At 70.7% G+C, this 13620-nt stretch carries 9 protein-coding genes; 6 read left to right on the top strand and 3 right to left on the bottom strand.

What is annotated here, in order from left to right:
* The first annotated feature begins 249 nt into the window (after positions 1-249).
* From ACFP3R_RS11760 to ACFP3R_RS11735, 6 genes are all read left to right on the top strand, one after another.
* Positions 250-2241 carry a pectinesterase family protein gene (locus tag ACFP3R_RS11760; RefSeq protein ID WP_380635437.1) on the top strand — a complete coding sequence of 664 codons (1992 nt, stop codon included), beginning with the start codon at positions 250-252 and terminating at the stop codon, positions 2239-2241.
* Positions 2238-3113 carry a carbohydrate ABC transporter permease gene (locus ACFP3R_RS11755; protein ID WP_380635435.1) on the top strand — a complete coding sequence of 292 codons (876 nt, stop codon included), beginning with the start codon at positions 2238-2240 and terminating at the stop codon, positions 3111-3113. The genes ACFP3R_RS11760 and ACFP3R_RS11755 overlap by 4 nt, the downstream gene beginning before the upstream one ends.
* Positions 3110-4021 (top strand): carbohydrate ABC transporter permease, encoded by a 912-nt coding sequence (locus tag ACFP3R_RS11750; protein ID WP_380635433.1) that lies wholly within the window; start codon positions 3110-3112, stop codon positions 4019-4021. The genes ACFP3R_RS11755 and ACFP3R_RS11750 overlap by 4 nt, the downstream gene beginning before the upstream one ends.
* A 7-nt stretch (positions 4022-4028) precedes the next feature.
* Positions 4029-5315, top strand: coding sequence for an ABC transporter substrate-binding protein (locus tag ACFP3R_RS11745; RefSeq protein ID WP_380635430.1), 1287 nt, complete (start codon positions 4029-4031; stop codon positions 5313-5315).
* On the top strand, positions 5312-6463 hold the full coding sequence (locus tag ACFP3R_RS11740) for an enolase C-terminal domain-like protein (RefSeq protein ID WP_380635428.1): 1152 nt from the start codon (positions 5312-5314) through the stop codon (positions 6461-6463). The genes ACFP3R_RS11745 and ACFP3R_RS11740 overlap by 4 nt, the downstream gene beginning before the upstream one ends.
* A gap of 96 nt (positions 6464-6559) precedes the next feature.
* On the top strand, positions 6560-7507 hold the full coding sequence (locus ACFP3R_RS11735) for a pectate lyase family protein (RefSeq protein WP_380635427.1): 948 nt from the start codon (positions 6560-6562) through the stop codon (positions 7505-7507).
* Positions 7508-7601: 94 nt separating this feature from the next.
* Here the strand turns inward: ACFP3R_RS11735 and ACFP3R_RS11730 are convergent, their stop codons facing one another.
* The 3 genes from ACFP3R_RS11730 to ACFP3R_RS11720 all read right to left on the bottom strand — a co-directional run bounded on the left by ACFP3R_RS11730 (position 7602) and on the right by ACFP3R_RS11720 (position 13454).
* Positions 7602-8249, bottom strand: a complete 648-nt coding sequence (locus tag ACFP3R_RS11730) for a GyrI-like domain-containing protein (RefSeq protein WP_380635425.1) — start codon at positions 8247-8249, stop codon at positions 7602-7604.
* A 189-nt stretch (positions 8250-8438) separates the two neighbouring features.
* The gene (locus ACFP3R_RS11725) at positions 8439-9176 is read right to left on the bottom strand and encodes a PP2C family protein-serine/threonine phosphatase (protein WP_380635422.1); all 738 of its coding nucleotides are present in this window, start codon (positions 9174-9176) and stop codon (positions 8439-8441) included.
* A 405-nt stretch (positions 9177-9581) separates the two neighbouring features.
* Positions 9582-13454, bottom strand: coding sequence for a galactose-binding domain-containing protein (locus ACFP3R_RS11720; protein WP_380635420.1), 3873 nt, complete (start codon positions 13452-13454; stop codon positions 9582-9584).
* Between the last annotated feature and the right edge of the window lie 166 nt (positions 13455-13620).

Here is a 13620-nt window from a genome sequence, read left to right as displayed (position 1 = left end):
CACTTTCGTAATACTCTGTTCGCACTTCTGGATAGCGTTCACGGATATGAACGAACTCGCCGGGGAAGGCCCCTCGACATGCGGATTATCAGTTCTGCGCTAGTGCTCGCCTGCGCCCTCGGCGCGCTGGTGCCCGCAGCCGCGCAAGCAGGTCCCGACCTGGGCAGACAGGTCCTGGAGCCCGGGAACGGCTGGGCGTCGAGCGGTACCGGGACCACCGGTGGGTCGAAAGCGACAACGGAGCACGTCGTGCGCACGGCCGCGGAATTGCGGGCCGCGCTGGTGGCGCCCGCACCGCGCCTGATCAAGGTCCGGGGCGTCATCGACGTGCGCCAGGACTGCGCCTCTTACGCGGTCGACGGATACACCCTGCCCGCCTACCTGGCGGCCTACGACCCGGCCGTCTGGGGACGCGACAGCGAACCCAGCGGCCCGCTGGAAGATGCCCGCGCCGCGTCCGCGCAGCGGCAACTGGCGGCGATCGGCTTCCCGGTGGGGAGCGACACCACGATCGTCGGAGATGGGCGCGGCGCGGGCATCACGGGCGCGAGCCTGCGCATCCACAGCGCGAGCAACGTGATCGTCCGCAACCTCACCTTCCGCGACACCCGCGACTGCTTCCCGCAGTGGGACCCGACCGACGGCGCCGAGGGCAACTGGAACTCCGCCTACGACGCGGTGTCCCTCCAGCGCGCCACGAACGTGTGGGTCGACCACAACACCTTCACCGACCAGCCCCACCCGGACAGCGCCGCGCCGAGCTACTTCGGCCGCCCGTTCCAGCAGCACGACGGCTCGCTGGACATGACCAACGGCACCGACCTGGTCACCGCGTCGCACAACCTGTTCGAGGACCACGGCAAGACGATGCTCATCGGCTCGTCGAACACCTCGACCACCGACCCGGGCAAGCTGCGCGTCTCCGTGCACCACAACGTCTTCCGCAACGTGGAGGAACGCCTGCCGCGCGTGCGCTTCGGCCAGGTGCACGTCTACAACAACCTCTACGAGCCCGGCCCGACGTTCGTCTACGCCTGGGGCGTGGGCGTGCAGTCCGCCCTGTACGTGGAGAACAACTACGTCAGGCTCGGCGGCGGCGGCTCCGTCGAGGACCTCATCTACAACTGGGGCGGCACCGCCATCACCGAGACCGGCACCCTGGTCGACGGCAGGCCGGTCGACGTGCTGGCCGCCTTCAACGCCGCCAACCCGACCGCGCGGCTCTCCGGCGACGCCGGGTGGACGCCCACGCTGAACCGCGGCCTGGAGCCCACCCACCGGATCAAGAACCTCAGGGCGGGCGCCCTCCAGCGCGAGCGCTACCACGTCGCCAAGGGCACCGACTTCGACACCGTGCAGGCCGCCGTCGACGCCGCGCCCGCCGGCACCACCATCACCCTCGGCAAGGGCGTCTACCGCGAGGTCCTCCGGGTCCCCGCGACCAAGCGGGACCTCACCCTCAAGGGCTCCACCGGCACCGCTCGCGACGTGGTCATCGACTACGACAACGCCGGCGGCACCCCGAAGCCCGACGGCACCACCCACGGCACCACGGGCTCGGCCACGGCCACCATCGAGGCCGACGGCTTCACCGCCCGCGACCTGACGTTCAGCAACTCCTTCGACCGGGCGGCGCACCCGGAGATCACCGCCACCCAGGCCGTCGCGGTCAAGGCCACCGGCGACCGGCAGTACTACGACCGCGTCCGCTTCCTCGGCCACCAGGACACCCTGTACGCCGACACCAGGTCCGCCGACACCCGGGCCCGCCAGTACTACCGGGGCGGCGAGATCGTCGGCGACGTCGACTTCGTCTTCGGCCGCGCGACCGCCGTGTTCGACCAGGTCAGGATTCACGCGCTGCACCGCGACGGCGAGCCCGCCGGGTACGTCACCGCCGCGAGCACCCGCCGCGACAACCCCCACGGCTTCCTCGTCGTGAACTCGACCATCACCAGCGACGCCCCCGACGGCTCCTACTACCTGGGCCGCCCGTGGCACCCCGGCGGCGACCCCGACGCGATCGGCTCCGTCGTCATCCGCGACACCAGGCTGCCCGCCGCGGTCAAGGCCGCCCCGTGGACCGACATGTCCGGCTTCCCGTGGCGCGGGGCCCGGTTCGCCGAGTACCGCAACTCCGGTCCGGGCGCCGGCACCGGCGCCGACCGGCCCCAGCTCACCGCCGAGCAGGCCCGGCAGCACACCGTCCGCGCGTACCTCGGCGACTGGATCCCCGCATGAGGACACGCACCTGGGCGCCCTACGCGCTCATCGCGCCGACGCTGCTGCTGATGGCGGTGTTCCTGGTCTACCCCATCGCCAGCGTCGTCTACTACAGCCTCCAGCGCTACAACGTGACCCAGCCGTGGAAGAACGGCTTCGCGGGTCTCGACAACTTCAAGCAGATGCTGTTCGACGACCCGCTGTTCTGGCAGAGCCTCGCGTTCAGCGCCAAGTGGGTGCTCGTCGAGGTCGGGCTCCAGCTGCTCCTCGGCCTGGTCCTCGCCCTGATCGTCAACGAGACGTTCGTCGGGCGCGGCGTGGCGCGGGCGCTGGTGTTCTCGCCGTGGGCGGTCTCGGGCGTGCTCACCACGGGCATCTGGATCCTGCTGCTCAACCCGTCCACCGGCATCTTCCAGGTCCTCTCGGAGTGGGGCATCGGCTCGCCGGGCACCTCGGTGCTGGGCAACCCCGACACGGTCTTCGACGCCCTCGTGGTGACCGAGCTGTGGCGCGGCGTGCCGTTCTTCGCGATCCTGCTGCTCGCCGACCTCCAGAGCATCCCCAAGGACCTCTACGAGGCGGCGTCCGTGGACGGCGCGAGCCGGTGGCGGCGCTTCACCAGCGTCACCCTGCCGCACCTCAAGGACGCGATCATCCTGTCCACCCTGCTGCGCGCGGTGTGGGAGTTCAACAACGTGGACCTCATCTACACCCTGACCGGCGGCGGGCCGGCGAACCAGACCACGACCCTGCCGCTGTACGTGGCGCGGCAGGCCGTCGACTCGCACAACTTCGGGTACGGCTCGGCGCTCACCGTGGCCGGGTTCCTGATCCTGCTGTTCTTCTCGATCGTGTACCTGCGGGTGTCGAAGTTCGGGAGTCGGGCATGACCGAGACGCTGGGCAAGACCGACACCCTGGTGCGCGAGGTCGTCGACACCACGCACGCGCAGCCGCCGACCCGGCGCCGCCGCCGCCGCGCGGTGGCCGAGGAGCCGGGCAAGCCGTGGATGATCCACGTGCCGCTCGTGCTCTACCTGCTGTTCACGCTCGTCCCGTTCTACTGGATGCTGGTGTTCGCGGTGCGGCCGGCCGGCTCGACGCAGCTCGTGCCGTGGCCCATCTCGTTCGAGCACTTCGACACGGTGTGGAACGACATCGGGTTCGGCGTCTTCTTCTACAACAGCGTGGTCATGGGCCTGGGCGTGCTCGTGTTCGTGACCGTGCTGTCGGTGATGGGCGGGTACGCGCTGGCGCGGTTCCGGTTCCGCGGCCAGCGGGTCTTCCTGCTGGCCATGCTGTGCAGCCAGTTCATCCCCGGCGCGATGATGCTGATCCCGCTGTTCGTGATCTTCAAGGGCCTCGGGCTGCTCAACAGCATCACCGGCCTGGTGATCGCGGAGGTGGCGTTCCAGCTGCCGCTGTCGCTGATCCTGATGGCCGGGTTCATCCGCAACATCTCCGTGGAGCTGGAAGAAGCCGCGATGGTCGACGGCTGCTCGCGCCTGCGGGCGTTCTTCGCGGTCGTCCTGCCGCAGCTCAAGCCCGCCCTGGTGGCGGTCGGGTCGTTCGCGTTCATCGGCGCCTGGAACAACTTCCTGTTCGCGCTGATGTTCGCCACGAGGCAGGACAAGTTCACCCTGCCGGTCGGCCTGAGCTACACGCTGGGTGAGTTCAACACCGATTTCGGAGCACTCGCCGCCGGTGGCGTGGTCGCGGCCGTGCCGGTGGTCCTGGTTTTCGCCGTCGTGCAGCGGTTCCTGGTGCAGGGGCTCAGTGCCGGGGCTGTGAAGGGATAGGAGCATCATGAGAAAACTGCTGGTCGCCGTGGCCGCCGCCGCGCTGGCGCTGTCCGCCTGCTCGTCCGAGGGGGGTGCGGGGAACGACGGGAACGTCACCATCACCTTCTGGGACAACAACGGCGGACCCGCCCGCGAGCCCATCTACAAGGAGCTCATCACGCGCTTCGAGGCCGCGAACCCGACCATCAAGGTCGAGTACGTCGGCATCCCCAGCGCGTCGGTGCAGCAGAAGTACGACACCGCCATCGCCGGCGGCGAGACGCCCGATGTGGGCGGCGTGACCACCTCGTACCTCGCGCACCTGGTCGGCCAGGAGGCGCTGGTCCCCCTCGACGACCGCATCAACGGCGGGTCGCTGAAGGAGAAGCTGCTGCCCTCGCTGGTGGAGACGGTCCGCCAGACCGCGCCGGACGGCAAGCTCTACATCGTCCCGTCCTCGGCCAACATGGACATCATCTGGTACCGCACCGACTGGTTCCAGGACGCCGGCATCGAGCCGCCGAAGACCTGGGACGAGTTCGTCACCGCGGCCACGGAGCTCACCGACACCGGCGCGAACAGGTACGGCTACACCATCCGCGGCGGCGCCGGCTCGGTGTTCCAGCTGATCACCGAGGCGTACGCGTACTCCGGCGTGGACGAGTTCTTCGAGGACGGCCGGAGCACCCTGGGCGACGGCGCGAACGCCGAGCTGGTCGACAAGGTCGCGAAGCTCTACAAGAAGGCCACGCCCGAGGCCGACGTGAACAACAGCTTCACCCAGATGATCGCCCAGTTCACCGGCGGCTCGGTCGCGATGATGCACCACAACCTGGGCTCCTACAGCGACGTGACCAAGGCGCTCGGCGACAAGGTCGCCGCGATCCCGCTGCCGGTCGGCCCCGGCGGCAAGCGGACCGTCGTGCCCAACCCGACCGACGGCTTCGCGGTGTTCAAGAACAGCGAGAACCAGGACGCGGCGTGGAAGTTCGCCGAGTTCCTGACCTCCGCCGAGTCCAACAGCTACTGGAACGAGAAGGTCGGCCAGATCCCGGCCAACACCGACGTGCGCGGCGCGGCCTGGATCGACGAGGCCGCCCACGTGAAGATGGCGCTCGGCGTCCTGGAGGACCCCGCCACCATCCTCGTGCCCGCGCCGGTCTACCTGCCGCAGTACTCCTCGATCACCAAGACCGACAGCGAGCCCCAGTACCAGAGGGTGCTCCTCGGCGAGCTGAGCGCCCAGCAGTTCCTCGACGACATGGCGACCAAGCTCACCGAGGCGCAGAAGGAGTGGGAGGACCGCAAATGATCGAGCGCGTCGAGGTGTCGGTGTTCACGACCACCGCGTGGACCGCGGTGGACCCGCACGGGCACCGGCACCCGAGCGCCGAGCACGAGATCCGCGAGGCCGTGCTGGAGATCACCGACTCCGACGGCGTGGTGGGCCGCGTGCAGGCGCACCCCGACCAGCTGCGGCCCGCCGTGCTGGAGTCGATCGTCAAGCCCGTGCTGATCGGGGCCGACCCCTGGGACCGCGAGCTGCTGTGGCGCAGGATGGCCCGCAAGCAGCGCGGCTCGCACGGCCGGTTCACCGACCGGGCGCTGGGCTACGTCGACACCGCGCTGTGGGACCTGGTGGGCAAGCGGGTCGAGCTGCCGGTGTGGAAGCTCATCGGCGGCGCCCGCTCCCGCATCCCCGCCTACGCCAGCACCATGTGCGGTGACGAGATCCCCGGCGGCCTGTCGACCCCCGGCGACTACGCCGGGTTCGCCGAGCAGCTGGTGGCGCGCGGGTACCGGGCGATCAAGCTGCACACCTGGATGCCGCCGGTGCCCGGCGCGCCGAACGTGCGGGCCGACATCGCCGCCTGCGAGGCCGTGCGCGAGGCGGTGGGTCCGGGCGTGGCGCTCATGCTCGACGCCAACCACTGGTACTCGCGCACCGAGGCGCTGGAGCTGGGCCGCGCCCTGGAGCAGCTGGACTACTACTGGTTCGAGGAGCCGATGGAGGAGGCGTCGATCAGCTCCTACCGGTGGCTGTCCGAGCAGCTGTCCATCCCGGTCATCGGGCCCGAGGTGGCGTGGGGCAAGCACCTGAGCCGCGCCGAGTGGGTGACCTCCGGGGCGTGCGACATCCTCCGCGCCGGGCCCACCGACGTGGGCGGCATCTCGCCGACGCTCAAGGCCCTGCACCTGGCCGAGGCGTTCAACATGGACTGCGAGGTCCACGGCGACGGCGCCGCCAGCCTGGCCGTGCTGGGCGGCACCGACAACGGCCGCTGGTACGAGCGCGGCCTGCTGCACCCGCTCCACGACTTCGACCGCGTGCCGCCCCACCGGCTCGCGCTCGCCGACCCGCTCGACGACGAGGGTTTCGTCTCCCCGTCGACCTCTCCCGGACTGGGGGACGAGTTCGACGTCGAGCACATCCGCAAGCACACCGTCGAGAGGTGGTGATCACGGTGTAACACCCGCGACCGCCGCCAGGACCACCGCCGCCAGGAGTACCGCCGCCGGTTCCTTTTCCATCCACAGTCGTATGGAGGAAACCGCATGTCCCGCAAGACATCCCGTGCGCTGCTCGCGGCCACGGCCCTGGTCGCCACCGCAGTCGTGGTGGCACCCTCGGCCAACGCCGCGTCGTTCAACCTCCAGGGTTGGGCCACGCAGTGCGGCGGCACCACCGGAGGTAGCGGTGGCACGACGGTCAACGTCGGCAGCGACGCGACCGCGTTCATCAACGCGGCCAAGTCCACCACCACCTCGATCATCCGCGTCTCCGGCACGATCACGCTGTCCAGCATGACGAAGGTGGCGTCCAACAAGACGATCATCGGCGTCGGCTCGGGCGCCACGATCTCGGGCCACGGCCTCAACGTGTCCGAGGCGAACAACGTCATCATCCGGAACCTGAACTTCAGGAACTGGAAGGACGACGCGATCAACGTCCAGTACTCGACGCGCGTCTGGATCGACCACAACAGCCTGTCCAACGGCTACGACGGCGCGATCGACGTCAAGCGCGCGTCCGACTGCGTGACGATCTCGTGGAACAAGATCAGCAGCCACGACAAGTCCATGCTGCTGGGCCACAGCGACGACAACGGTGGCGAGGACCGCGGCAAGCTGCGGGTCACCTACCACAACAACTGGTTCGACGGCACCGGCCAGCGCCACCCGCGGGTCCGCTTCGGCAACCCCGTGCACGTCTACAACAACTACTACGGCGGGGTGACCTCCTACGGTGTCGCCTCGACGGAGGAGGCCGGCGTCCTCGTCGAGGGCAACTACTTCGAGAACACCGAGGACCCGTTCCACCGCGGCGAGGGCAGCTCCGACCCGGCCAACCTGGTGGCGCGCAACAACCACTTCGTGAACTCGGGTTCGGGCGACCAGGGCGGCAGCGTCAAGTCGATCCCCTACTCCTACTCGCTGGACGCGGCGAGCGGCGTGAAGTCGACCGTGCAGTCCGGCGCGGGCGTGGGCAAGGTCTCGGGCTGAACCCCGGCCTGACCCCTCCCGTCCCGGTGTGACGACGGCCCCCGGCGGTTTCCGCCGGGGGCCGTTCCCGTGGGCCGGGGTGGGTGGGGCCCGGTCAGGCGGTGGCGACGGGCTGCCGGAGGATCGTGCGCAGCTTCTCGGGCGCGACCCGGCGGGGATCGCTCAGGTAGACCTCGTGGTGCCTGCCGGTCGGGCGCAAGCCGTGCTCGGGGATGAACCGGTGGTGCATCCGGTGCAGGACGTCGGCCTCGTCGTCGTAGGGGCCGAGGTGCAGGGTCTGGACGCAGGTGCCCTCGTCGAGCGACCGGAGTTCGAGCCCGGCCAGGGCGGCGGACCGCCCGCCGGCCGCGACCTCCGCCACCGCCGCGTCGACCCCGTCCCGCGTGGTCCAGTCGGGCACCACGATCATCAGCGTCCAGCTCCAGCGGCTCTTGTCGCGCCGCGACGTGAACGCCTCCGGGTCGTCGGCCCACCAGAGGCCCTCCAGCGGCATGACGACGTAGTCCCGGCCGAGCTCCCGCTTGCTCGCGAACTTGAGCCGGTAGGCGACCGGGTAGAGCGCGGCCAGCGCGTCGGCGTAGTCCTGGCCGGTGTTCGGGTCGCCGCGGCCGTCGACCGCGAGGTACCTCAACGGTGGCACCTCGACCACGCGGAACTCACCGTGCCGCGCCCGGTAGCAGTCGAGCTGCTTCTTCAGGTCGACCTTCGTCGTCGTCTCGCGTGCCTGCCAAACCCGGTCCACCGCCCCACCCTAGTGCCGGGGCCGGGTGCGGCGGGGCCTCGGGAGCCGTCCCGCGGCCCCACCGCTCGTCCCGGCACCGCCGGACCGGCTACCCCGGGATCCGGGGCAGGCTCCCGGTCGGGCTCTCGTCGGGCGGGGGGTTGCGCGGGTCGTCGTCGTCCGGCTTCCGCGGCTCGTCGGGGGACATGGTCACCTCCTCTCCTCGGATTCGGGCTCGGGCACCGCTCCGGTTCCGGGGTAGGGCAGGACCAGCACGGTGACGTCGTCGCGGCTGCCGTGCTCGCGGGCGGCCTCGACGAGCAGTTCGGCGCAGTGCCCGGGGTCGTGCCCGTGCCCGGCGAGCAGGGCGGCGAAGTCCCCGGGCGGCAGCTTCAGGCCGTCGGAGGCCAGCACCAGCAGGCGGGCGATCGCCTCGACGCCCTCGACGCCGCCGACCGGGACGCGGGCGAGGCTGTGCAGGAGCTGGTGGTCGTGGGCGGCGGCCTCGGCCTCCGCCGCGCCGGCGCGGCGCAGCTCCTCGCCGACCGTGTGGGGCGAGGTGAAGCGGCGCAGCGCGCCGTCGTCCTTGAGGCCGTAGGCGGCGCTGTCGCCGGCCCAGGCGATGCGCCAGTGGCCGCCGGGGCGGACCGACGCGACCACCACCGCGCCGTCGGGCCCGGGTGCGTCGGAGAGCGGCTCGGTCCACGCCTCGGCGGCGGCGACGAGGCCGAGCACCGGCGTCCGCCGGGCGGCGACCCGGGCCGCGGTGGTGGCCGCCACCGCGGCGAACTCGACCACCTCGCGCCCGGAGCCGGTGCCGTCGACGACCGCGGCGGCGAGCACGCCGTGGTGGACGTGGTGGGCGTGGGCGTCGGCGTTGCGCGGCCGGTTCGGGCCCCGTGAGGTGGCGGCGCCGACCGTGCGGCGGGCTGTCGGTGTCGCGGTCATGGCGGCGTGTCCTCCCCGGAGCCCGCCGGGCCCGGCGGGTCCTGACCGAAGGTAGGGGCCCCGCGGGGGCGGTGGCGCGACCGTCACCCGTCGGTGCGGACGTCTTCACGCCGTCGTGGATCCGGTACCGCCGGGGGAGGTTCGGCGGTCCCGACCCGATCGCCAGCCCAGGTCCCGCTCCGGCGCGACGTGCAGGGTTCGGCCGCCGCCCCCGCCCGAACCGCCCCCGCCCCCGGTGGCGGCGTACCGGCCCTCGGTCGAGCTGCCGGCCAACCCCGCGGCTCCGTGCTGCGGCCGGGGCAGGTGCCCGAGCGGGAGCGGCTGACCGCCGAACTGGGTCTGCACGGGTGAGACGATCGCGTCCCCCGGCGGCCGTGGCCACCGGGGGACGCGGGGTCGTCGCGCTTACGGGTTGATGTCGAGGGTGAAGGTGGTGGTGCGGTTGCGGATGTCCTCCTGGTTGTTGCTCAACCGCAGGTTGTTGAACGTCGCCGAGCCCACCGCCGGGCCCTGACCGGCCTCCGGCATCTCGTTGACCCAGATGCCGATACCCGACTTGGCCTCGAACGCGTCACCGCTGAGCCGCGCCCCGGAGATCGAGACGTTGGTGAACACCGTGTCCTGGACCGGGTTCTGGGGCTGTCCGCCCACGTAGTTGGTCTGGAACATGATGCCGCTGTAGGTCGGGTCGATGATGTCCACGTCGTTGACCCGGATGCCCCGGAACGGCTTGGACGCCGAGAACATCCAGATCGCCGGGAACGTCTGCGCGCCCCAGAAGTGGCCACCGGCGCGCACCAGCGTGATCCCGCTGAACGTGGTCGGCTCGGGCCCGAAGCCGTTCATCGGGTAGCCGAAGTCCAGCGAGCTGATCGTGACGCCCGAGTAGGTCAGCGTGTCGGCCACGTAGATGTTGCGGAAGGTGTTGAGGTAGCCGCCGTACACCGCCAGGCCCGCCGCGCGCCACGGCGTCAGGGACGTCAGGTTCTCGTAGGTGTTGTTCTTCTCGTCCGCGCCGCCCGCGTCGATCGCCGAGAACAGCGCGAAGCTGTCGTCACCGGTCGAGCGCGCCTCGATGTTCTGCACGAGGTTGTCCGTGCTGCCGTTGGTCATGTTGATGCCGTCGGCGAACATGTTGCGGATGCGCGAGTTCTTGATGGTCATGAAGTCGGTGTTCGCGCCCCAGTAGAGGCACACCATGTGCTCGGCCCAGATGTTGTCGATGGTGATGTTGGCGACGTTGCTGAAGTCGAACACCTTGCCGGGGCCGTCGATCCGCGACACGTAGTTGCCGAAGAACGAGAACCCGCTGAACGTCGAGCCGTTGACGGAGGCTTCGGCGCGGAAGCCCGCGTCGGTGTTCTCCTGCGTGCTCGGCACGACGAACCTGGTGAACCACGGCCCGGCGCCGATCACGCGCACCGGCTTGCCGTACACCTGGAACTTCTGCGCGGTGGTGTAGGTGCCCGCCGGCAGGTAGACGCCGAGCAGGGTGCCGGTGGTGTCCATGCGGAACCGGTCGAGCGCGTTCTGCACGTCCTGGTGGCCGAACCCGGTGGGCGTGGTGTAGCGCGCCGGGTCCGGGTTGCCCTGCGCCGCCACCTGCTCGAAGTTGACGAAGTCGACGGCGTAGGTGGTGGTGTTGGCCGCGTCCTTCTGGAGCTTGATCTTCGTGCCCGCCGGGAACGTGCCGTTGAGCAGGACGTTGGCCTCGTCGTAGATGTGCCGCGGTCCGCCGGCGCTCGGCGAGTTGCCCGGGTTGGCCTCGTTGCCGTAGAGCCAGATGTGCCGCGAGGTCAGGTCGATGGCCTTGTGGAACGTGCCGTTGACGTAGACGTTGAGCGTGGAGTTGATCCCGCCGCCGCCCGGGGCGTCGGGGATGGAGAAGCGGGTGACCAGGGTGTTGGTCGACACGCCGGTGGTGAACTCGACGGACGCGCCGGTGCTGTTCAGCGTCACCGCGCGGCGGCCGGACGCCTCGCCGGCGAGGTCGCCGATGGTGCGGTTCGGGCCGATCTTCTGCGCGCCGCCCGCGGTCACGCCGTCCTCGGCCTCGACGTGCTGCCACGGCACGTTCGCGCCGCGGCCGACGAACAGCGGCTGGTTGGACAGGTTGTTGCCCTGCCGCGCGGCGATCTCGTTGGCGTCCACCGCGACCTGCGCGCGCACGGTGTAGTTGCCGTTCGCGGCGGTCCACGAGCCCAGGTTGACCTGCGGGCTCGACTGGCCGGGCTGGAGCGTGCCGGTGAAGCTGCCGGTCAGCGTGCGCACCGTCCCGCCGGAGGCGTTGAGCAGGGTCAGCGTGACGCCGTGCGCGCCGCCGGCCGAGGCGATGCTGCCGTCGTTGCGGATCACCGCGGTGAAGGTCGTGCTCTGGCCGTTGGAGGGGTTGCCGGGCGACCAGCTGATCGTGCCGACGAGGTCCGAGCTGGGCACCGGGGTGATCACCAGCGGAGACGGGTGCACGCGGGCGTTGTTGGCCTCGTTCTGCTCGACGACCTTCTTCGTCTCGTCGACCTTGGCGGTGTACTCGTAGGAGCCCGCGCCGCGCGCGCCGATGTTCGCGGTGACGGTCGCGGACGCGCCCGCCGCCAGCGCGCCCACCTGGGCGGTGCCGACGGACTGGGTGCCGAGGAAGAACGTCACGTCGGTGGCGCCGGACGCCGCCGTGCCCGCGTTGCGCACGGTGGCCGACAGCGTGACCGCGGCGCTCTCGACCGGGTTCGTCGGGGTGAACGAGGTGCCGGTGACGGTCAGGTCCGGGTTGGGCGCGGCCACGCCGAACACCTGGAACTCGGCGACCTGGCCGCCGGGCGCGCCGCTGTTGGCGGTGATGCGCAGCTGCACGTCCGCGACGCGGCCGGACAGCGGGATGCTCACCGAGTTGCCCGAGGCCGGGTTGAACGCGTAGTCCCGGGCCGGGACCAGGCTGGTGAAGCCGGACGCGCTCTGCTCGCGGCCCAGCACCTGGATGTTCTGCGTGCGGGAGCCCCACGCGGTCGACGGGTTGAGCTTGACCACCACGGAGCTGAGGTCGGCGTTGGAGCCGAGCTGCGTGGTGAGCGTGTTCGGGTAGGTGGCGCCCTCCCAGTAGGTGTTCAGGTCGTCGTCGTTGGCGTTGGCCGCGACGAAGGTGAACGTGTGGGAGCTGGCGGTGATCGGCCTGCCCTTGGCCAGGTTCTGGCCGCTGCCGCCCGACCCGGGCCGGGTCACGGTGTTGCTGGGCGGCGACTGGTTGCCCGCCGCGTCCTTGGCGATCACGTGGTAGCTGACCGCGACGCCGTCGGGCTGGGTGTCGGTGTAGGCCAGCACGGTGCCCGCGACGCTGGTGCGAAGCTGGCCGTTGGCGTAGACGTCGTAGCCGGTGACCCCGGTGTCGTCGCCGGCCGCCGACCAGGTGAGCCGGATCTGCCCGGACTGCGGCGTCGTGTACGCCAGGTTGGTCGGCGCGCTGGGCGCCTGGGTGTCGCCGCCGGAGGTGCCGTGCACCTCGAACTCCGAGACCTGCCCGGCGGGCCAGCCGGTGTTGCCGGTGATCAGCAGCCGCAGGTACCGCGTCGTGGTCGCGGTGAACGGGATGGTCACCGTGTTGTTCGAGGCGGGGTTGAACGTGTACTGGGCCGACGCCACCAGGTCGCTGAACGAGGTGCCGTTCGCGCTGTGCTGCACGGCCAGCGTCTGGGTGCGGGAGCTCCAGTTCGCGGTGGGCAGCTTCAGCACCACGCGGTCGACCTTCAGCGCCGCGCCGAGGTCGGCCCGCAGCCACTGCGGGAACGCGTTGTTCGAGCTCTCCCAGTAGGTGGTCTGGTTGCCGTCGCCGGCGTTGCCCGGCTGGTAGACGTCGCTGTGGCTGCTCGCGGTGTAGGTGGCGGGCAGCAGGGCCTGCGCGTCGACGACCCGGCGGACGTCGATCTCGGCCAGCTGCGCGCCGTCGTCGGCGCTGTTGCCGGTCACCTCGACCTGCACGTAGCGGACCAGGGTCGGGTCGACGTCGAACGTCACCTGGTTGCCGGCGGCGGGGCTGAACGTGTGCGTGCCGGAGGGCACGAGCGTGGCCAGGCCCTTGCCGTCCAGGCTGGTCCGGACGCTGAGGGTCTGCCGCCGTTCGCCCCAGTGCTCGGGCACCGACAGCCGGACCTGGTCGATCCGGGTGGGCGCGCCGAGGTCGAGGCCGACCGTCCGGGGGAGGGAGTCGGTCTGCCAGTAGGTGTCCCGGTCGCCGTCGTTCACCAGGGCGGTGGAGGGCGCGCCCTGGGCGGCGGGGGAGACCAGGGTCAACGCGGTCAGGGACAGTGCGAGCAGTGCTGCGGCTAGGCGTGAACGAGCACGTGTCGTCGATGACATCGGTGCCGGCCCTTCTCTTGGGGCGGTGCAGGGGGAGCCGCAAGCAGGGGGAACTTCCGAGTTGTCGATAAGTTCCGTCCGCTTGTCGATTTTTTGCGCA

Source organism: Saccharothrix lopnurensis, assembly GCF_042658445.1.
Classification (GTDB): Bacteria; Actinomycetota; Actinomycetes; order Mycobacteriales; family Pseudonocardiaceae; genus Actinosynnema; species Actinosynnema lopnurensis.
Note: the sequence above shows the minus strand (reverse complement) of the source record. Positions and strands in the feature narration are given on the sequence as shown.